At 58.5% G+C, this 20,846-nt stretch carries 16 protein-coding genes; 9 read left to right on the top strand and 7 right to left on the bottom strand.

Going from position 1 to position 20,846, the window contains the following annotated elements; translation table 11 throughout:
- Positions 1-6: 6 nt before the first annotated feature.
- Positions 7-825, top strand: coding sequence for a 5-deoxy-glucuronate isomerase (gene iolB, locus AC2CF9_RS14625; protein ID WP_150018454.1), 819 nt, complete (start codon positions 7-9; stop codon positions 823-825).
- A gap of 57 nt (positions 826-882) precedes the next feature.
- On the opposite strand, the gene AC2CF9_RS14620 is transcribed toward iolB, so the two are convergent.
- On the bottom strand, positions 883-1,728 hold the full coding sequence (locus tag AC2CF9_RS14620) for a MurR/RpiR family transcriptional regulator (protein ID WP_150018455.1): 846 nt from the start codon (positions 1,726-1,728) through the stop codon (positions 883-885).
- Between the two features lie 263 nt (positions 1,729-1,991).
- Positions 1,992-3,905, bottom strand: coding sequence for a bifunctional 5-dehydro-2-deoxygluconokinase/5-dehydro-2-deoxyphosphogluconate aldolase (locus AC2CF9_RS14615; protein ID WP_150018456.1), 1,914 nt, complete (start codon positions 3,903-3,905; stop codon positions 1,992-1,994).
- A gap of 537 nt (positions 3,906-4,442) precedes the next feature.
- On the opposite strand from AC2CF9_RS14615, the gene iolD reads away from it, so the two are divergent.
- From iolD to iolE, 3 genes are read left to right on the top strand one after another with little or no spacing between them, the layout of a single operon-like run.
- Positions 4,443-6,377 (top strand): 3D-(3,5/4)-trihydroxycyclohexane-1,2-dione acylhydrolase (decyclizing), encoded by a 1,935-nt coding sequence (iolD, locus tag AC2CF9_RS14610; protein WP_484557322.1) that lies wholly within the window; start codon positions 4,443-4,445, stop codon positions 6,375-6,377.
- A 59-nt stretch (positions 6,378-6,436) separates the two neighbouring features.
- The gene (gene iolG, locus AC2CF9_RS14605) at positions 6,437-7,450 is read left to right on the top strand and encodes a bifunctional inositol 2-dehydrogenase/D-chiro-inositol 1-dehydrogenase (RefSeq protein ID WP_039380988.1); all 1,014 of its coding nucleotides are present in this window, start codon (positions 6,437-6,439) and stop codon (positions 7,448-7,450) included.
- 60 nt (positions 7,451-7,510) lie between these two features.
- A complete protein-coding gene (gene iolE, locus AC2CF9_RS14600) occupies positions 7,511-8,407 on the top strand; it encodes a myo-inosose-2 dehydratase (protein WP_094111187.1) in 897 nt (298 codons plus the stop codon).
- Positions 8,408-8,551: 144 nt separating this feature from the next.
- Here iolE and glpD read toward each other — a convergent pair whose 3' ends face one another.
- Entirely contained in the window at positions 8,552-10,060 is a 1,509-nt protein-coding gene (glpD, locus tag AC2CF9_RS14595) for a glycerol-3-phosphate dehydrogenase (protein ID WP_150018458.1), read from the bottom strand.
- A gap of 228 nt (positions 10,061-10,288) precedes the next feature.
- On the opposite strand from glpD, the gene glpE reads away from it, so the two are divergent.
- The 4 genes from glpE (at position 10,289) to malQ (ending at position 14,448) form a co-directional block, all read left to right on the top strand.
- On the top strand, positions 10,289-10,624 hold the full coding sequence (glpE, locus tag AC2CF9_RS14590; protein WP_484557321.1) for a thiosulfate sulfurtransferase GlpE: 336 nt from the start codon (positions 10,289-10,291) through the stop codon (positions 10,622-10,624).
- 15 nt (positions 10,625-10,639) lie between these two features.
- Positions 10,640-11,470 carry a rhomboid family intramembrane serine protease GlpG gene (gene glpG, locus AC2CF9_RS14585; RefSeq protein ID WP_484557348.1) on the top strand — a complete coding sequence of 277 codons (831 nt, stop codon included), beginning with the start codon at positions 10,640-10,642 and terminating at the stop codon, positions 11,468-11,470.
- 32 nt (positions 11,471-11,502) lie between these two features.
- Positions 11,503-12,261 (top strand): DeoR/GlpR family transcriptional regulator, encoded by a 759-nt coding sequence (locus tag AC2CF9_RS14580; RefSeq protein WP_150018460.1) that lies wholly within the window; start codon positions 11,503-11,505, stop codon positions 12,259-12,261.
- A gap of 132 nt (positions 12,262-12,393) precedes the next feature.
- Complete coding sequence (malQ, locus tag AC2CF9_RS14575; RefSeq protein WP_484557320.1) at positions 12,394-14,448, top strand: 4-alpha-glucanotransferase; 2,055 nt, start codon at positions 12,394-12,396, stop codon at positions 14,446-14,448.
- 38 nt (positions 14,449-14,486) lie between these two features.
- Here the strand turns inward: malQ and nfuA are convergent, their stop codons facing one another.
- Positions 14,487-15,062: a Fe-S biogenesis protein NfuA gene (gene nfuA / locus AC2CF9_RS14570; RefSeq protein ID WP_039380973.1), complete on the bottom strand. Its 576-nt coding sequence runs from the start codon at positions 15,060-15,062 to the stop codon at positions 14,487-14,489.
- A 58-nt stretch (positions 15,063-15,120) separates the two neighbouring features.
- The gene (gene gntX, locus AC2CF9_RS14565) at positions 15,121-15,798 is read right to left on the bottom strand and encodes a DNA utilization protein GntX (RefSeq protein ID WP_484557319.1); all 678 of its coding nucleotides are present in this window, start codon (positions 15,796-15,798) and stop codon (positions 15,121-15,123) included.
- A gap of 35 nt (positions 15,799-15,833) precedes the next feature.
- On the opposite strand from gntX, the gene bioH reads away from it, so the two are divergent.
- Positions 15,834-16,607: a pimeloyl-ACP methyl ester esterase BioH gene (gene bioH / locus AC2CF9_RS14560; protein WP_484557318.1), complete on the top strand. Its 774-nt coding sequence runs from the start codon at positions 15,834-15,836 to the stop codon at positions 16,605-16,607.
- On the opposite strand, the gene AC2CF9_RS14555 is transcribed toward bioH, so the two are convergent.
- Positions 16,588-18,273, bottom strand: coding sequence for an alpha-amylase family glycosyl hydrolase (locus tag AC2CF9_RS14555; RefSeq protein ID WP_484557317.1), 1,686 nt, complete (start codon positions 18,271-18,273; stop codon positions 16,588-16,590). The genes bioH and AC2CF9_RS14555 overlap by 20 nt on opposite strands.
- 126 nt (positions 18,274-18,399) lie before the next feature.
- A complete protein-coding gene (locus tag AC2CF9_RS14550) occupies positions 18,400-20,721 on the bottom strand; it encodes a Tex family protein (protein ID WP_484557347.1) in 2,322 nt (773 codons plus the stop codon).
- Between the last annotated feature and the right edge of the window lie 125 nt (positions 20,722-20,846).

Below are 20,846 nucleotides of genomic sequence, written 5' to 3'. Positions count from 1 at the left end.
GAAAGCATGTCCCTGATTTCAAAAGCACAGCAGCCTGACAGCAGCGGTCGTATTCAGCACGTCACGCCGCAGAGCGCGGGCTGGGAATACGTTGGCTTTGCGGCTTACCTGTTAAAGCAGGGCGAGACGCTGACGCTGCAGAGTGATGAGAAAGAGCTCTGCCTGGTGCTGGTTGCCGGGCGGGCGTCGGTTAAAACCCGTCACGCTGCTTTTGCCGGTATCGGCAAGCGCATGTCGCCGTTTGAGCGGACTCCCCCCTGGTCAGTCTATGTGCCGCACCACGATCAGGCGGAGATCACCGCAGAAACCGATCTCGAACTGGCCGTATGCAGCGCACCGGGGCATGGCGATCTGCCGGCCCGGCTTATTCCGCCAGAAGAGGTAGGGATAGAGCATCGCGGCAAAGGGCGTAATCAGCGCCTGGTGCACAATATTTTGCCGGATAACAAAGCGGCGGACAGCCTGCTGGTGGTGGAGGTTTATACCGGTGAAGGGGCGACCAGCTCCTGGCCAAGCCATAAGCATGATGATAAAGCGAGCCCGGATGAGACCTATCTGGAGGAGACCTACTATCATCGCTTTGATCCGGAGCCCGGTTTTGCTATGCAGCGGGTCTATACCGACGATCGCTCGCTGGATGTCTGTATGGCACCCGGCAACCGCGATGTGGTCATGGTGCCACGCGGTTACCACCCGGTCGCCACGCTGGCGGGCTATGACAACTACTATCTCAACGTGATGGCGGGACCGGTACGGCAGTGGAAATTTACCTGGGAGAAAGATCACGCCTGGGTAAACAGCGATAGCTATCCACGCAGCCGCTGAGTCGCGGTATGGAGGATAAGAGGGCAGCCAGCGCGCTGCCCTTTTTTACGGGTGCAGTTATTCCGGCTCGCTGCTGTTAGTCAGCGCCAGCGACACGGCCAGCGTCTGCGCCAGGCAGAGTGAGGCAACCTGAGAACGGAATCCATCAACCTGCGCTTCACGTACCACAAAGCAGACGTCGCTGAAGGCGGCCAGCGGGCTGACCTGACTGTCGGTGATGGCAATCTGATGCGCGCCGCGCCGGGCACCCAGCTCGACCAGCTCAACAGCTTCGCGGGCGTAGGGCGAGTAGCTGATAGCGATAACCACATCTTTAGGATTCACCATGCTCAGCTGCTCGGTAAACATGCCGCCGAGACCGTCAATCAGGAACGCGCGGCGCTCAAGGTGCCGCAGCGCATACACCAGATAGGAAGCCACGCTGAAGGAGCGGCGCAGGCCAATAATGTAGATATTCTCCGCCTCATTCAGCATCTGTACCGCTTTGTTGAGCTGTTCAGGGTTAATCTGCATCGCCAGCTGCTGCAGGGCCTGGCTGTTAACCATGGTGAAGACGTTGAGGATCTCCATCGGGCTTTCCGGCGAACTGGCGCTATCGTCGGTAGCCGTCTGGCGAAACAGGCGCGCGCGCTCGGTATAATTAACGGTCTCTTCCATCAGATGCTGACGAAATACCTGTTTCATTTCATTGAAGCCGCTGAAGCCAAAAGCGTTGGCAAAACGGATCAGCGTGGAGGGTGGTACATCAGCCTGCTGAGCGATAGAGGCGACGGTATCAAAGGCAATGCTGTTGCTGTTATCGAGAATATAACGAGCCACCTGCTTCAGACGCTTGCTCAGCGTCTCGTAGCGACGACGAATATCGTCCTGTAGCAGAGTGAGCTGGGTTGGATTATTGGTCATTGCTTCGGCCCGCTTACAAAAGAAAAATGGCTGGATAATGAGCGCTATAGTACCAGATGGATGGAAAATTTCATTCAATTGTCATCAGCAGCGCATCTATTTCATTGGATTATGCAATACCTCACAAAACCGCGTGGTGGCGGTGCGGTTTGCGGTGAGGTTATCGGATCCGGAAAGAGAGATGCAGGGGGGAAACAGCTGAAGCAGAGGGTTGCACCCTCTCCGCCAGGGGAGAGGGTGTACGGAAACCGCGCCCGCCGGACCTACCCGCGCGCCGCGCGCCAGTAGCCGATCAGCCGCAGATAGTTGCCTTTTACCGTCTCAATCAGCGTCTGGTCATCCAGCTCGCCTTTCAGCCACTGACGTGACGGCTGACCAAAGATGGTGCGTCCGACGGCAAATCCTTTTACCCACTCCGCCTGCGCCGCCGCGGCAAAGCCCGCCTTGAGCTTATCTTCCGGCGCGTCCAGGCCAAGCAGCAGTATGCCGCGACAATACGGATCCTGCTGTTCAATCAGCGCACCTATTGCCTGCCAGCTCTCTGCAGAGAGCGGCGGCAGTTTCCACCAGTCGGGCTGAATACCGAGGCTGTAGAAGTGGCTCAGCATCTCATGATAGTAAGACTCGTTATGATCCGGATTGCTCTCCGGCAGGATCACCTCTACCAGCAGCTCATGCCCGCTCTTGTTACAGCCGCGCCAGACATCCAGCAGCAGTGCATCCTGCTCATCGCGCAGCTCAGCGCTGTCGTGCGGATGGTAAAACACCAGACACTTCACCACGTGCTCCGCCGGCCAGTCGATCAGCTGCGAACCGATATTGCCATGCTCCAGGCGCAGCGGTCGCGATCCGGGCTGCTCAATCGGACGACCAATCCACCACTTTTTGCCGGTAATTGCGTTCAGCGCCTTCTGCCCGTAGGTGGTATCGGCCAGAATGCCGCTCTTTTCATTCAGGCCCGCTTCTGCCGCCGCCTCCTGCGCCGCCTGCAGCAGCAGCAGTTTCAACTGCGGAATGCGCGCCTCGCTGACGCCCGCTTCCTGCGCCATATCAGCCAGCTGTTTGCGATGGTCAAAGGCGAATACATTCAGCTCCGGCCACTGCTGCCGACGCGTGGTGACCCGGTGCAGGTGAGTAAGGCGCGTATCGCGATCCGGTCGTTTGACCTCACGGTCGCGGCTGAGGAAATCATCCAGCTCCGCTTTGGTGGGCATTGCCGGCGCGCAGCCGTGCCGCGACACCACCAGTGCGCCACAGGCATTCGCGTAGCGACACGCCTGCTCCCAGCTCTCATCGTTCAGCCAGCCGCGCAGCAGACCAGACATAAATGCGTCGCCCGCACCCAGCACGTTCAGCACTTCAACCTGCACGCCGCTCTGCAGCCGGGTCTGTTCCCAGCTGTCCGGAATATCGCCCTCAAATACCACGCAGCCCAGCGGACCACGCTTGCACACCAGCGTGGCCTGGCTTGCCTGACGCACATTTTTCAGCGCCGTCAGCGTATCGGTACTGCCGCCGGCAATGTGAAACTCCTCTTCAGTGCCGACGATAAGGTCAAAATAGTGCAGCACTTCCTGCAGCTGGCGGGTTACCTGGCCCGATTCAATAAAGCGCGTCTCACCGTCGCCCAATGAGGTCAGGCCCCACAATACCGGCCGATAGTCGATATCCAGCGCGGTACGCAGCCCGTTGCGGCGGGCAATATCCAGCGCTTTCAGCACGGCGGCGCGGGTATCCGGATGGGAAAGGTGCGTGCCGGTAATCGCGACCGCGCGTGAAGAGGTAATGAACGCCTCCTGAATATCATCCGGCACCAGTCCCATATCCGCGCAGTTATCGCGATAGAAAATCAGCGGAAAGGTCTCTTCATCTTTAATGCCGAGGATCACCAGTCCGGTCAGACGCGTTTTATCGGTGATCAGGCCGTCAGTATTACAGCCGACGCGCTGCAGCTCTTCACGTAAAAAACGGCCGTTATGTTCATCGCCGACGCGCGCCAGCATCGCAGATTTCAGCCCCTGAATAGCTGTGCCATACGCCACGTTGCCTGAGGATCCCCCCAGATATTTATTAAAGCTGGTCATATCCTCTAAGCGCGAGCCGATTTGCTGACCATAGAGATCAACGGCGATGCGTCCGATACAAATCACATCAAGCCGCTTCTGTTGTGTACTCATACCTATAGTTTCCTTCTGTGATAAGCAGGCACGAACATCATCACCCATTTCGGGTACGCTGCTGTCGGGTTCTCAGAATGCCTGACTGGCTGGAAAGTCAGTATGAGGAATGAATATTTCATAAACAACATAAAATGAAACATACATCTTTATTTTGTGAGCCAGGTAAAATTACCGCTTTACGCAACAGAGCAGGGGTAACGTCATAAACAGGTGCGGCATCTCCGGGCTGTGAAGCCGATCGCAGGAAATATCAGGTAAATAGCAGAAGCTTTTCGGGTGAAACAAAAGTTCACATCGGCGTCACGCTTTCTGGCTTCGTTCCACTTTAGCCACGCAGAAACGGCTGCTCAGCCACTTTACTCTGCTGAATTTGATCTCCATCGCAAAATGAAATGTTTCTTCTGTAATTGTATTTTATGGAAAAAATATTTGTTTATAATCGCCGCATGTTTCACTTATGCGCGGGGCAGCCAGAGAGCCTGCTCCGGGTCGCGAGGCTCCTCTGCGGATGCCGGCAAGTAAAGGAAAAAAGATATGGGCACGATCAGACTGACAACGGCACAGGCGCTGGTGAAGTTTCTCGATAATCAGTATCTGAATGTCGATGGCGCAGAGAGCAAGTTTGTGAAAGGCGTGTTCGCCATTTTCGGCCACGGTAACGTACTCGGCATGGGTCAGGCGCTGGAGCAGGATAGCGGCGATCTGATTGTGTATCAGGGACGCAACGAGCAGGGTATGGCGCATGCCGCGACCGGCTTTGCCAAACAGTCGCTGCGCCGTCAAATTATCGCCTGTACCTCGTCGGTAGGCCCGGGCGCGGCCAACATGATTACCGCTGCGGCAACCGCCACGGCCAACCGTATTCCGCTGCTGCTGCTCCCCGGAGATGTGTTTGCGACCCGCCAGCCCGATCCGGTGCTGCAGCAGATTGAGCAGAGCCACGATTTAAGTATCAGTACCAATGATGCTTTCCGCGCCGTCAGCAAATACTGGGACCGCATCAGCCGCCCGGAGCAGCTGATGTCCGCCTGTATTAACGCCATGCGCGTGCTGACCGATCCCGCCGAAACCGGTGCAGTGACGCTCGCGTTGCCGCAGGATGTACAGGGCGAAGCGTGGGATTTCCCGGACTACTTCTTTCAGAAGCGCGTGCATCGGCTCGATCGCCGTCTTCCTTCTCCAGCGCAGCTTGAGGCAGCGCTGGCGCTGATTGCGCGCAAGCGCAAACCGCTGATTGTGGTGGGCGGTGGCGTCAAATACTCGGGAGCGGGTGAGGCGCTGCTGAAGTTTGCTGAGCGCTTCGCGATTCCGTTTGCGGAAACGCAGGCGGGCAAGGGTACGCTGAGTTCCGAACATCCGCTGAACCTGGGAGGCGTGGGGGAAACCGGCTCTCTGGCCGCTAACCTGCTGGCGAAAGAGGCCGATCTGGTTATCGGTATCGGCACCCGCTACACCGACTTCACCACCGCGTCAAAGTGGATTTTCCGGCATCCGGAGGTCAGCTTCCTTAATCTTAACGTCAGCAACTTCGACAGCTACAAGCTCGATGGCGTGCAGCTGCTCGCCGATGCGCGCGAAGGGCTGACCGCGCTGACGCACCAGCTGCAGGGCTTTGAAAGCCACTGGGGCGATCAGATAGCAGAGGCGCAGCGTCAGCTGCGGCAGGAGACGCAGCGCGTCTATGCTGCCACCTGGAACAGCGATGATTTCGTTCCGGAAATTGCCGACCATATCGATCGCGACGCGCTGTTTGCCGAATTTCAGCGTCTGACTCAATCCGTGCTGACGCAGAGCAGCGTGCTCGGTACGCTGAACGAGCAGCTGCCGGACGACGCGGTTATTGTGGCCGCAGCGGGCAGCCTGCCGGGCGATCTGCAGCGCGTCTGGCGCACCCGCAGTTACAACGACTATCACGTGGAGTATGGCTACTCCTGCATGGGCTATGAAGTCAACGCCGCGCTGGGAGCAAAGCTGGCCCAGCCGCAGCGTGAGGTCTATGCCATGGTGGGTGATGGCTCTTTCATGATGCTGCACTCAGAGCTGGTGACGTCGATTCAGGAGGGCGCGAAGATCAACGTCATCCTGCTGGATAACATGACCAACGGCTGCATTAACAACCTGCAGATGGAACACGGTATGGACAGCTTTACGACCGAATTCCGCTTCCGTAATCCGGAAGGGGGGCGGCTCGATGGCGGCTTTGTGCCGGTGGATTTTGCAGCCATTGCTGCCGGATACGGCTGCAAAACCTACCGCGTCACCACGCTTGAGCAGCTGAAGGCGGCGCTGGCCGACGCACAGCAGCAAAGCGTCTCCACCCTGATTGATATCAAAGTGCTGCCAAAAACCATGGTGCACAAATATTTCAGCTGGTGGAACGTCGGCGTAGCGCAAACCTCTGAATCTGAGCGTACGCAGCAGGTCGCTGACAAGCTGAATCAGCACATTCAGCAGGCACGTAAATATTAACGCTTCTGGCCGGCGCAGATCGGCCGTCTTATCTCTTATCTGACTCTACAGGTGTAATCATGACGCTCAAACTCGGGGTAATCGGGACCGGTGCAATTGGTCAGGAGCATATCCGTCGCTGTAACAACGTACTGCAGGGCGCAAAAGTGGTGGCGGTTTCCGACATCAACGTTGAGGGAGCCCGTGCGGCGCTGCAGCGGCTGAATATCAGCGCGGAGGTTTATCAGGATGGTCATCAGGTGATCGCCTCGCCAGAGGTTGACGCCATTCTGGTGACCTCCTGGGACCCGACGCATGAAGAGTTTACGCTGGCGGCTATCGCCGCAGGCAAGCCGGTATTCTGTGAAAAGCCGCTGGCAATGAGTGCGGAAGGCTGCCGTCGTATTGTGGATGCGGAAATTCAGCACGGCAAAAGGCTGGTGCAGGTGGGCTTTATGCGCCCGTATGACGCGGGCTACCGCGCCCTGAAAAAAGTGATTACTGAAGGTGAGATTGGCGAACCGCTGATGCTGCACTGTGCGCACCGTAATCAGAGCGTGGGTGAGAACTACACCACCGACATGGCTATTACCAACACGCTGATCCACGAGCTGGATGTGCTGCGCTGGCTGACGGAAGATGACTATAAATCGGTGCAGGTGGTCTTTCCGCGCGTCACGTCAAAATCGCATGCGCAGCTGAAGGATCCGCAGATTGTGCTGTTTGAAACGCAGAAAGGGATCCGCATCGATGTGGAGATCTTCGTGAACTGCGCCTATGGCTACGATATCCAGTGTGAAGTGGTGGGAGAAGAGGGCATCGCCCGTCTGCCGGAGCCGTCGGCGATCCAGACGCGTAAGAACGCACGCCTCGGTACGCCGCTGCTGACCGACTGGAAAGATCGCTTTATCGACGCCTATGACGTCGAGCTGCAGGCGTTTATCAACGATGTTAAAGCCGGTGAGCTTACCGGACCTTCCGCATGGGATGGCTTTGCCGCTTCCGTAGCAGCTGACGCCTGCCTGAAAGCGCAGAACAGCGGCGCGATTGAGCCGGTTGAAATGCCACCGCGTCCGGCATTTTACAGCAAATAACCTGCTACTTTTTTTTGCGGCGGCGCGGCTGCTCCGCTGCCCTGATTCCGGGATCTGAAGATGAACAAAGAGAATGTAAAGCTGGCGATAGCGCCGATCGGCTGGACCAATGACGACATGCCCGATCTGGGCAAAGAGAATACGTTCCAGCAGACGGTGAGTGAAATGGCGCTGGCCGGTTTTACCGGCAGCGAAGTCGGCAGTAAATACCCGCGCGATCCGGCGATTCTGAAGCCGATGCTCGATATCCGCGGTATTGAGATCTGCAACGCATGGTTCAGCACCTTTTTTGCTAACGGCGATAAGGCGAAGACCATCGATGAGTTCATCAACCATATGAACTTCCTGCATGCGATGGGCGCGCGCGTTATCGGCTGTTCAGAGCAGAGCAAAAGTATTCAGGGCACCACCCTGGCCGTGTTTGAGCAGAAACCGGTGTTCAGCGATGAAGAGTGGCGTCTGACGGCAGAAGGCTATAACGAACTGGCGCAGCTTGCCGCAGAAAAGGGCATGCGCGTGACGCTGCACCACCATATGGGAACCGGGATCCAGACGCCGGAAGAGATTGACCGTTTTATGGCGCTGACTCATGACAGCGTAGGCCTGCTCTATGATACCGGCCATATTTACTACTCTGAAGGATCGCAGCAGGCGATGCTGGACGTACTGACCACGCATCTGCCGCGTATTTTCCACGTGCATCTGAAAGATGTCCGCGACGAAGTGGTGGCTGAAGTGCGCGGGAAATCCCTGTCGTTTCTTGATGGCGTGAAGAAAGGCACCTTCACCGTGCCGGGAGATGGTGCGATCGATTTCGCGCCGGTGTTTAAAATTCTCGACGAGGCGGGCTATAAAGGCTGGATGGTGGTAGAGGCGGAGCAGGATCCGGCTATCGCCAACCCGTTTGAATATGCGGTAAAAGCGCGCAAATATATCCGCGAACACGCCGGACTCTGACCGCTGCTCTGTGCCAGCGCCGCTGCCGCTTCTGTAGGGCAGCGGCGCTGTCCTGTTATTCCCGTACTCTCTTCCTGATTCTGTTATCCGGCGACATAAAAAGCCCCGCAGCAAGTGCGGGGCCGGTAATGCGGGATACAGACCTTACGATGCGAGCGAAAGCGCCGGCTTCTGGCTGTTGCGCGCCAGCCACTCGCTGATGCGCGCCTGCTGGGCCGTGTTCAGCCACATACCCTGCTTGGTACGGCGCCAGATAGCATCATCCAGTTCACGTACCCACTCGTTTTTGACCAGATAACGCAGTTCAGCTTCATAGAACTCATGGCCAAAATTCTCGCCCAGATCGGTCAGGCTGGTGGCACCCTCAAGCAGCATTTCGGTACGGCTGCCGTAGGTGCGGGCATAGTGCCGCGCCATGTTTTCGCTGATAAACGGATAGCGGCGACGCAGGCCGGCAGCGTAGTCCTCACGCGTACCGGAGAAATCACCACCCGGCAGCACGGCGTTTTTTGTCCAGGCCGGGCCGGCGTTCGGATAGTATTTCGCCAGTTTCTCCATCGCATGCTCTGCCAGCTTGCGATAGGTAGTCAGCTTGCCGCCAAACACCGACAGCAGCGGCGCCTCGCCGTTATCATCACGCACGTCCAGCGTATAGTCGCGGGTGATCGCCTGCGGTGAATCTGACTCATCATCACACAGCGGACGCACGCCGGAGTAGCTCCAGACGATATCATCTGAGGTCAGCTGCTTTTTGAAGTGCGCGTTAAACACCTTCAGCAGATAGCGCGTCTCTTCCTCATCAATCTTGACGTTTTTCGGATCGCCTTTGTACTCAACGTCGGTGGTACCGATGATAGAGAACTCATCCATCCACGGAATAACAAACACGATACGGTTATCTTCGTTCTGCAGAATATAAGCCTGCTTTTCAGTGTGCACGCGCGGCACCACGATATGGCTGCCTTTAATAAGGCGAATGCCATACGGAGATTTCAGCTTCAGACCGTCGTCAAACAGCTGTTTAACCCATGGACCGGCTGCATTAACCAGGCCTTTAGCGCGCCAGGTCAGAATTTTGCCGGTATCGACCTCTTCTGCCTCAACCATCCACATGCCGCCTTCACGCCATGCGCGGTTAACGCGGGTGCGGGTGCGCACTTCGCCACCTTTACGCTCAACTTCCTGCGCGTTCAGCACCACCATGCGGGCATCATCTACCCAGCAGTCGGAATATTCAAAACCGCGCGTAATTTCCGGCTTCAGCGCCGACTCCGCGCCAAAGCGCAGACCTTTACTGCCCGGCAGCGTAGTGCGTTTGCCGAGGCGGTCATACATAAACAGGCCCATACGGATCATCCACGCCGGACGCAGGTGCGGGCGGTGCGGCAGGCGGAAGCGCATCGGGAAAGCGATATGCGGCGCCATTTTTAACAGCACTTCACGCTCAGCCAGCGCTTCGCCAACCAGACGAAACTCGTAGTGCTCAAGGTAGCGCAGGCCGCCGTGAATCAGTTTGGAACTGGCGGAGGAGGTGGCACACGCCAGATCCCGCGCCTCCAGCATCAGCACAGACAGTCCGCGTCCTGCAGCGTCCACTGCAATGCCGGCTCCGTTGATGCCGCCGCCGATCACGATCAGGTCTTTGGTTTCCACGTCATCTCCTCCGATGTTCGGAATAGTTCTAAAATGTTCGTTTTCGAGCGTAATAATAATCGGAAACCAACATTTTCGCCAGTCTTTAACGCAATAAAAACATTCCTGCGTGATGCAGCTAACATTCCGGCAGGAAAAAAAACAGATAACCCTTTTCTTTATCAGGTTATGGCACCTGTTTCTCAGGGTAAACTAGGCGCAAACAGAACAGCGAAATGAGAGATAACGATGGAAACCTTCGAGTGTATTAACGTTCAGCAGGCAAACGCGCAGCTGGCGCAGGGCGCGCAGTTAGTCGATATTCGCGATCCACAGAGTTTCGCCCTGGGGCATGCCGCTAGCGCGCAGCATCTTTCCAGTGACAACCTGGCGGACTTTATCGCGCAGGCGCGCCGCGATCTGCCGGTGCTGGTGATGTGTTATCACGGCAACAGCAGCAAAGGCGCCGCACAGTTTCTGCTGGGGCAGGGTTTCAGTGAGGTGTACAGCATTGATGGCGGGTTTGACGCCTGGCGTGCAGCGTTTCCTGCGCAGACCGCGGTAGCCTCTGACCCGCTATCTTAAGGAGAGCGCAGCATGATGCGTATTACCCGGTTCAGCCACGCCCGCATCGCGCAGGCGTTTGTGGATTATATGGCGACGCGCGGTGTGACGCTGCGCATAGAGCAGGAAAGTCACTTCGTGATCGTGCTGGATGATGAGAGCCAGCTGCAGATGGTCGAAAACGAACTTGCGCAATTCGTTCGCGACCCTAATCACCCGCGCTATCAGGCGGCCAGCTGGCGCAGCGGCAGCACCCGCAGCGGGCTGCACTATGAGCGCAGCAACGTCTGGGCCACGATTCGCGAACGCGCCGGACCGCTGACGCTTTCGGTGATGGCGCTCTGCGTCGCGGTGTTTATTCTGATGCAGATTGCGGGTGATGATGTCGCGCTGGCCTGGCTGGGCTGGCCGGCTGACGCCTCACAATATTTTCAGGTCTGGCGCTGGTTCAGCCATGCGCTGCTGCACTTTTCGCTGCTGCATATCCTGTTCAACCTGATGTGGTGGTGGTATCTCGGCGGAGCGGTCGAGAAGCGACTCGGCAGCGGCAAGCTGTTTGTGATTATGCTGATCTCTGCGCTGCTCAGCGGCTGGATGCAGGCCAAATTCAGCGGCGTGCTGTTTGGCGGTCTCTCGGGTGTGGTCTATGCGCTGATGGGTTATTGCTGGCTGCGCGGCGAGCGCGATCCCGAAAGCGGTATTTATCTGGAGCGCGGACTGATTGGTTTCGCTATTGTATGGCTGGTGATTGGCTGGTACGGCGCATTTGGTCTGGCAATTGCTAATGCCGCGCACGTGACCGGCCTGCTGGTCGGGCTGGCTATGGCGTTTGTGGATACGCGCCACGCTGCCCGTCATCAGAGATAAAAAGAACACGGCTGCAAGCCGAGGAGAGAGATGTGAAGCAGACGCAACGTCATGACGCCATTATCGATCTGGTCCGGCGTCAGGGGTATGTCAGTACGGAAGAGCTGGTTGAGCATTTTGCGGTCAGTCCGCAGACCATCCGCCGGGATTTAAACGATCTGGCCGATCAGAATAAAATTCAGCGCCATCATGGCGGCGCGGCGCTCCCCTCCAGTTCGGAAAATACCGCCTGGCAGGATCGTAAAATGATGTGGTCGGCAGAAAAGGCACGCATCGCCGCGCGCGTGGCCAGTCAGATCCCGGATGGCGCAACGCTGTTTATTGATATCGGTACTACACCCGAAGCGGTTGCCCATGCGCTGCTGAACCATAACGATCTGCGGATTGTCACGAACAACCTGAACGTTGCCATTCTGCTGATGGGCAAGCCCGATTTCCGGGTGATCATCGCTGGCGGAGAAGTGCGCACGCGTGACGGCGGGATCATGGGCGAAGCCACGCTCGACTTTATCTCGCAGTTCCGCCTCGACTACGGCATTCTCGGTATCAGCGGCATTGATATGGATGGCTCGCTGCTGGAGTTTGACTACCATGAAGTCCGGACCAAACGGGCCATCATCGACAATTCGCGCTGCGTAATGCTGGTCGTGGATCACTCAAAGTTCGGGCGTAACGCTATGGTCAATCTGGGCAATATGGGACTGATTGATTACATATTTACCGATCAGAAGCCTCCCGCCAGCGTGCTTAAAGTGATTGAGCAGCATGAGGTCCATCTCGAACTCTGCTGATCCTGCGCCGGGCCACGCGCCCGGCAGCTATTTTTTGCCTCTCCCTTCCGATCCGGTCGCTTTTTTCACCAGGCGCGACTTTACTTATCCTTTTGATCTCTATCCGCCAGCCCGGACGCGAAAGGAGCGTTGATGTCTCTCAATAAACTGGATCAGGCCGCAGAAGCGGCGGGAATTGCCTTGCGTTTTGTGAATGCCAGAGGGGAAAAGGAAACCATCAGCGATGAGACCAAAGAGGCGCTGCTGGCGGTGATGGAGGCGCCGGCAGGTAAAGCGCCGCCGGTGCCGCCGGTGCAGGTCTTTGTGGCACGCGCCCGGCGCGAGCTTGCGGTGGGTGGCAAAGGTGAATTTGCCTGGCAGCTGACCACTGAGCAGGGTAAAAGCCACAGCGGTACGGTACAGGGCGGTGAGGTGCTGACGCTGCCGCCGCGTCTGACGCAGGGCTATCATCAGCTCAGCCTGCGTAAAGGGCGTCAGGAGTGGCAGTCGCGCCTGATTATTGCGCCGCGTCGCTGCTACCTGCCTGAACCGCTGGCACAGGGAGAAAAACGCTGGGGTGCGCTGGTGCAGCTCTATACGCTGCGCTCAGAGCAGAACTGGGGTATCGGTGACTTTGGCGATTTAAAACGGATGCTGGAGCAGGTGGCGGCGCACGGCGGCGACTTTATTGGTCTTAACCCGCTGCATGCGCTCTATCCGGCTCAGCCCGACCTCGCCAGCCCCTATAGCCCGGCGTCGCGCCGCTGGCTGAATATTCTCTATATTGATGTCAGCCAGGTGGCAGCGTTTCAGCAGAGCGCCGCGGCACAGCGCTGGTGGAAAAGTGCGAAAACCCGCAAGGCGCTGGAGAAGGCGCGCGCGGTGGAGGCGGTTGACTATGCGGCGGTGGCGGCACTCAAGCTGGAGGCGCTGCGTCTGGCCTGGCAGCAGTATCAGCCGCAGGCGGCAGAGGAAGCGGATTACCAGGCGTTTCTGACGGCGGGCGGTGACGCGCTGCGTTACCAGGCTGCGTTTGATGGCATCCTGACTGAGCGCAGCGGGCAGGATGAGCAGGGGTGGGGCTGGGAAACCTGGCCGGAGGGCTTGCGCAGTGCCGCGCAGCCGGAAGTCCAGGCCTGGTGTACGCAGCATGAAGAGGAGATTGGCTTCTGGAGCTGGCTGCAGTGGCTGGCGCATCAGCAGTTCAGTGACTGCTGGCAGCGCAGTCAGGAGCTGGGTATGGCGGTGGGCCTTTACCGCGACCTGGCGGTAGGTGTGGCTGAACATAGTGCCGAAACCTGGCAGGATCCGCAGCTGTATAAACTTGGCGCCTCGGTCGGCGCGCCGCCCGATCCGCTGGGACCGCTGGGACAAAACTGGGGGCTGCCGCCGCTCGATCCGCACGTGCTGCGCGCGCGTGGCTATCAGCCGTTTATCGACCTGCTGCGCGCGAATATGCGCGACTGCGGCGCGCTGCGCATCGACCATGTGATGTCGCTGCTGCGACTGTGGTGGATCCCGCACGGGGAAGGCGCGGATAAAGGCGCCTACGTCTCCTATCCGGTAGAGGATCTGCTGGCGGTGCTGGCGCTGGAGAGCCAGCGGATGCGCTGCATGGTGATTGGCGAAGATCTCGGCACCGTGCCGCAGGAAATTGTCAAACTGCTGCGCGACAGCGGGGTTTTCTCCTGGAAGGTGCTGTTCTTCGAGCAGGAAAAAGAGGGGCGCTATCGCCTGCCCGACAGCTATCCGCCGCAGTCCATCGCCAGTGCCAGCACGCACGATCTGCCGACGCTGAGCGGTTTCTGGCAGGCGGACGATCTGGCGCTGGGCGAGAAGCTGGGTATGTATAAAGGCAGCACGCTGCAGTCGCTGCAGGCGCAGCGCGTGGAACAGAAACAGGCGCTGCTGGATGCGCTGCATCAGGCCGGGGCCATGCCGCCGCGTAGTGCAAAGCAGGCGGAAAAACAGGCGCTGACGCCGGCGTTTAATCAGGCCATCCATCGCTTTCTGGCGCTTACCCGCAGCGCGCTGCTCGGCCTGCAGCCGGAGGACTGGATGGGCATGACAACGCCGGTTAATGTGCCGGGCACAACAGACGAGTATCCTAACTGGCGACGTAAGTGGAGCTTTACGCTGGAAGAGGCGTTTGCGGATAAGAGCGTGAAGAAACTGCTGAAAACGGTAAGCGAGGCGCGTAAAGCGTAGTTAAAGCGCGGCAGCGCAGGGCGCTGCCGCATAAACTATCAGTAGTAGGAGTGTTCGCCGCGCTGGTGTTCAGTGAGATCGCGAACCCCTTTCAGCTCCGGGAAAGCAGCCAGCAGCTCTTTCTCAATGCCATCTTTCAGCGTGACATCAATCATCGAGCAGCCGTTACAGCCGCCGCCAAACTGCAGCACGGCGATGCCATCATCGGTGATCTCCATCAGCGACACGCGGCCGCCGTGGCTGGCCAGCTGCGGATTGATCTGCGCCTGCAGCAGATATTCAACCCGCTCTGCCATCGGCGCATCGTCAGAAACTTTACGCATTTTCGCGTTTGGCGCTTTCAGGGTCAGCTGAGAGCCGAGATTATCCGTAACGAAGTCAATCTCTGCATCTTCAAGATAGGGTGCGCTCAGCTCATCCACATAGGCAGAGAGTTTATCGAACTTCAGTTCGGTATCCGTTGCTTCTACCGCATCAGGCGGGCAGTAGGAGACGCCGCACTCGGCGGTTGGCGTACCCGGGTTAATAACGAATACGCGGATCTGGGTGCCATCTTCCTGTTTTGACAGCAGTTTTGCGAAATGCTCTTGCGCAGTATCAGTAATACGGATCATGGCGATTGCTCAATAGTTGACTAAATTACCTGGTTATAATACGCCCAACACCGACGCTCTACAAGGTACGGCACAGGCAGCCAATATGGATGCTGGCGGCGCCCTCCGCCTGCAGCAGGCGGCTGATTTCCGCTACGGTGCTGCCGGTGGTGACCACATCATCAATCAGCAGGATATGGCGATCCTGCACCGGCATTTCAAGGCGGAACGCGCTGCGCAGATTATGACGACGCGCGCGGGCGTTAAGCTGATGCTGGGTGCTGCCGCGACGTATCCGGCTGACACCTTCACGATACTCACACCGCAGCCAGCGTGCCAGCGGCTGCGCAAGCAGCGCTGACTGATTAAAGCCGCGCTGCCAGGCGCGCTGATGATGCAGCGGCACGCTCAGCACCAGATCGAACGCCGTAGCGGGTTCATTCCGGCGCGTTGTTAACAATTTTAACAAAAGCAGCCGCGCCAGCATCACCCTGAGTGCGATCGCGCCGGAAAATTTCAGCTGCTGTACCCAGTTACTCAGCGGCGGGGTGTAATCGCTGACGCAGGTTAAGCGGTGCCACGGCGGCGGCTTTTTCAGGCAGCGGCCGCAGCGCTGCGCTGTAGTGGCTGGCAGGCCGCAGCAGGGGCAGAGTGCCGGCAGGAGCGGCAGCTGATGCAGGCAGAGGCTGCACAGCCCGTGGTGTGCAATCTGCAGCGGAAGATGGCATAGCCAGCAGCGGGCCGGGGTTGATAGCATAGCGACCTCTTTTTCACTTTTCGGGAGTGTAACCGATGAGTTCGCTTTACTGGCACACCACGGGCGCGGGCGATCGCGATCTTGTGCTGCTGCACGGCTGGGGGCTGAATGCCGAAGTGTGGCAACACATTGTTCCGCGACTCAGCCCCCATTTTCGCCTGCATCTGGTGGATCTGCCCGGGTTTGGCCGCAGCGCAGCGGCCGGCCCGCTGACGCTGATGCAGATGGCGCAACAGCTGCTGCCGCAGCTGCCTGAGCGCGCCACGCTGCTGGGCTGGTCACTGGGCGGGCTGGTTGCCAGCCAGCTGGCGCTGCTGCAGCCGGCGCGCGTTTCTGCATTGATCAGCGTAGCCTCCTCGCCCTGTTTTACCGCGCAGGCGGAGTGGCCGGGGATTAAGCCCGACACCCTGACCGGTTTTCAGCAGCAGCTCAGTGACGATTTCCGGCGCACCGTTGAGCGCTTTCTGGCACTACAGACCATGGGGACAGAAAATGCGCGTCAGGATGCGCGTCAGCTGAAAGAGGTGGTGCTGTCGCAGCCGATGCCGTCAGTAGCGGCGCTGCAGAGCGGGCTGGAGATCCTGCGGCAGAGCGATTTGCGCCCGGCGCTGGACGCTCTCAGCGTGCCGTTTCTGCGCCTGTATGGGGCGCTGGATGGGCTGGTACCGCGACGTATTGCCGGCGAACTGGATGCGCGCTGGCCCGGCTCTCCGTCAGTGATCATGGAAAAGGCGGCGCATGCGCCGTTTATCTCACACCCTGAGGCGTTCTGCGGGCACGTGACGCAGTTTATCCACGCAGCCACATAAACTGCCAGGCAGCGAGCGTCACCGGCGCGCTGCCCTCCACCTTTTGCCCGCTGACGATATCCTGGTAGTGTCGTGCCTGCGGCAGCGTGGCGGTAATTTCACGGCTGCTCAGGTTAAACAGGCACAGCAGCCCCTCTTCATCTGGCGCGTGGCGGCGAAACAGCAGGATGGCATTGTCGCTCTCCAGCAGAGTCATGGCGTTATCGGGATGAAATGCGGGCTGACGGGTGCGCAGCTGGATCAGCGCACTCAGCCGTTCAAACACCTGCTGACGCAGCCAGTCGCCGCCGCTGATCCACTGCTCCATTTCGCGCAGGCTATATTTTTCGCGATTGATGGCGCGGTTGTGGCCGGCAGCGCGCACCCCTTCGTTATCGTTACGCGAGCCGAGGATGCTCTGAATATAAATCGCGGGCACGCCCGGAAATGCCAGCAGAATGGCGTGCGCCAGCAGGAAACGGCGCAGGCGCGTCTCATCATCATCGGTCTGATGGTTGAGCGCATCGAGATAGGTCACGTTGATTTCATAGGGGCTGGTGGTGCCGTCGGGGTTATTTTTATATGACACCAGCGCGCCTTCCAGCGCCAGCTCACGCACCAGGGCAACAATTTCAGGCTCTGACAGAATGCCACGCGCCGGATTCAGGCCGATACCGTCGTGCGAGGCGAGAAAGTTAAAAAAGGTGGTGCTGCCGCTGCCAGGCGTCAGCGAGGCGGCCCACTGACGCAGCGCGCGCGCTGAACCGGCGTGGATCGCCTGCAGCACCAGCGGCGGCAGAGAAAACTGATACACCATCTGCGCTTCATCATCCCCGCGGCCAAAGTAGCTGATGTTATCCTGGTGCGGCACGTTGGTTTCCGTGATGATCACCGTGCCCGGCGCAACAACATCGGCGACGGCGCGGAACAGCTTCACCAGCAAATGGGTTTTATGCAGGTGAATGCAGCGCGTGCCCGGCGTTTTCCACATATAGCCCACCGCATCCAGCCGCACATAATCCGCACCTTTTTTCAGGTAGTCGAGCAGCACGCCGATCATACGGATCAGCACATCCGGGCTGGCGAAGTTAAGATCGATCTGATCGGCGCTGAAGGTGGTCCAGATATAGCGCGTGCTGCCGTCGGCCAGGGTAAAAGGCGTGAGCAGCGGCGAAGTGCGCGGGCGGGTTACGGCGCTGAGATCGGTGGCCGGTGGCATACTGATAAAAAAATCATCCCAGCCCGGGTCCTGCGCCAGATAGTGACGAAACCAGGCGCTGTGTGCCGAAATATGGTTGCAGACAAAGTCGAACATCAGTCGCGTCTGACTGTGCAGTGCCGCAATCTGCTGCCAGTCACCGCAGATCGGATTGACTTTGTGGTAGTCGATAACCGAAAAGCCATCATCGGACGAGTAGGGAAAGAATGGCAGCAGGTGTACCAGGTTAAAGGCAGACTGCAGGTGCTGCTGATAAAAGCGCGTAAAGCTGGCGAGGGTGGGCTGCTCCGGCTCACGAAACTGATCGGCGTAGGTGATGAGCACCACATCTTTCTCATCCCAGTGCGCTTTACGTGGCAGCTTGACGCTGTCGCGCGCGGCGCGGATATGTGACAGCAGACGCTCGCGCGCGATGGCGGGCAGGTCTCCTTCATAGATCTCATCGAGCAGGGCGTTGATTTTATCCATCAGATTGTCAGGCCACGCGGAAGGTCAGTGGATCACACAGATTTTTTCAGCGTAGCCTGACGGGACAATTTCGCAACCTGTTACCTGCAGCCATTTGCCGGCTGCAGGCAGATTAGCAGGCTGAAATCAGCGCTTTTTACCAAAAGCCGCAGCCAGCGCATCGCCCATGGCGCTGTTGCCTGCAGGCGCAGGCTTGCCGCGCCCTTTGGCCGGATTTGCCGCGCGCGCCGGTTCTCTGGCAGCAGGCCGGCTACCGCTGCGCGCATTGCTCTCACCCGGCTGTTCATCCAGACGCATAGTGAGCGCAATACGTTTACGCTGCAGATCCACTTCCATGACTTTGACCTTCACGATATCGCCTGCTTTCACCACCTGATGCGGATCTTCCACAAACCGATCGGAGAGAGAGGAGATATGCACCAGTCCATCCTGATGTACGCCGATATCCACAAAGGCACCAAAGTTCGTCACGTTGGTTACGGCGCCTTCCAGAATCATGCCGGGCAGCAGATCGTTCATGGTTTCCACGCCTTCGGCAAACTGCGCGGTTTTGAACTCAGGACGCGGATCGCGGCCCGGCTTTTCCAGCTCTTTGATGATATCGGTCACGGTAGGCAGACCAAAGCGTTCATCGGTAAAGTCGCGCGCGTTCAGATTGCGCAGGCTGCCGGGATTGCCCATCAGCGCATCCAGCGCCTGCTCAGTGGCAGAGAGAATACGCTCCACCAGCGGATACGCTTCCGGATGCACCGTAGAGGCATCCAGCGGATTGTCGCCGTGATTGATGCGCAGAAAGCCGGCGCACTGTTCAAATGCTTTTGGTCCGAGGCGGCTCACTTTCAGCAGCTGCTGACGGTTCTGAAAACGCCCGTTTTCATCACGCCAGCCCACAATATTCTGCGCCATCATGCGCGTCAGGCCCGCTACGCGCGTAAGCAGGGCGACCGAGGCGGTGTTGAGATCGACGCCAACGGCGTTAACGCAATCTTCAACCACGGCATCCAGCTTTTTCGCCAGCTGGCTCTGACTGACATCATGCTGATACTGGCCCACACCAATCGATTTAGGGTCAATTTTGACCAGCTCGGCCAGCGGATCCTGCAGGCGACGGGCAATAGAGACCGCACCGCGCAGCGATACGTCGAGGTCAGGAAACTCCAGAGCCGCCAGTTCCGAGGCGGAGTAGACAGAGGCACCCGCTTCACTGACGATCACTTTTTGCGCGCTGACCTGCGGAAACTGTTTCTGCACATCGAGGAAAAAGCGCTCGGTTTCGCGCGAGGCGGTGCCGTTACCAATCGCCACCAGCTCAACCTGATGCTTTACGCAGAGCGCCGCGACGGCCGCCGCCGCTTTCGCCGCCTGACCGGTGTGCGGGTAGACCGTATCGGTGGCCACCAGTTTACCGGTCGCATCGACTACGGCAACCTTCACACCGGTGCGCAGGCCGGGGTCAAGCCCCATTGTGGCGCGCATACCGGCCGGAGCGGCCATCAGCAGATCGTGCAGATTGCGGGCAAAGACGTTGATCGCTTCATCTTCAGCCCGTTCACGGATGGTTCCCATCAGTTCGGTTTCGAGATGCAGCAGCACCTTGATGCGCCATGTCCAGCTCACCACTGCTTTGCGCCAGCTGTCAGCCGGCGCATTATTCAGACGCAGACCCAGGTGATCGGCAATCAGCGTTTCGCCATAGCTTTCACGCGGCGCCTCTTCAGACTGCGGGTCGGCATTCAGCGACAGCTGCAGTACGCCTTCGTTGCGGCCGCGAAACATCGCCAGTGCGCGGTGCGAAGGCACGCTGCTCAGCGCTTCGTGGTGATCAAAATAGTCGCGGAATTTAGCGCCCGCCTCTTCTTTGCCCTCAACGACACGTGCTACCAGATGGGCATTTTTCCACAGATAGTCGCGCACTTTTGCCAGCAGCGCGGCGTCTTCAGCAAACCGCTCCATCAGGATATAGCGTGCGCCATCGAGCGCGGCGCGCGTATCCGCCACGCCTTTATCCGCATCCACAAAGCCTGCGGCTACCGCTTCCGGCTGCTGCGAGGGATCGTTCCACAATGTGTCAGCCAGCGGTTCGAGGCCCGCTTCAATGGCGATCTGGCCACGCGTACGGCGCTTCTGCTTGTAAGGCAGATAGAGATCTTCCAGCTCGGTTTTACTCAGCGTGCTGTTGATAGCCTGCGCCAGTTCCGGCGAGAGTTTGCCCTGATCGTCAATCGATTTCAGAATTGACTGGCGGCGATCGTCCAGCTCGCGCAGATAGCTCAGGCGGCTCTCCAGCGCGCGCAGCTGGGTATCATCCAGCCCGCCGGTGACTTCCTTACGGTAACGTGCAATAAAGGGGACGGTATTCCCTTCATCCAGCAGGCGTACGGCGGCATCAACCTGTTCGGCGCGTGCCTGCAGCTCACCTGCGATAATCTGGCTCAGCGAATCTTTCATCATCAGTAACGATCTTGCTTATCCGGGGTTAAAAACAGGGGACAGTTATACGGACTGAGGGCGTAAATTGCCAGCCAGCCGGGCGGCAATCCATCTTTTTCTGAATCACGCCCGCATCTTGCTGC

This window comes from Pantoea sp. SYBGC1 (assembly GCF_057197005.1).
The sequence above is the reverse complement of the archived record's forward strand: the minus strand, read 5'-3'. Positions and strand labels throughout refer to the sequence as shown.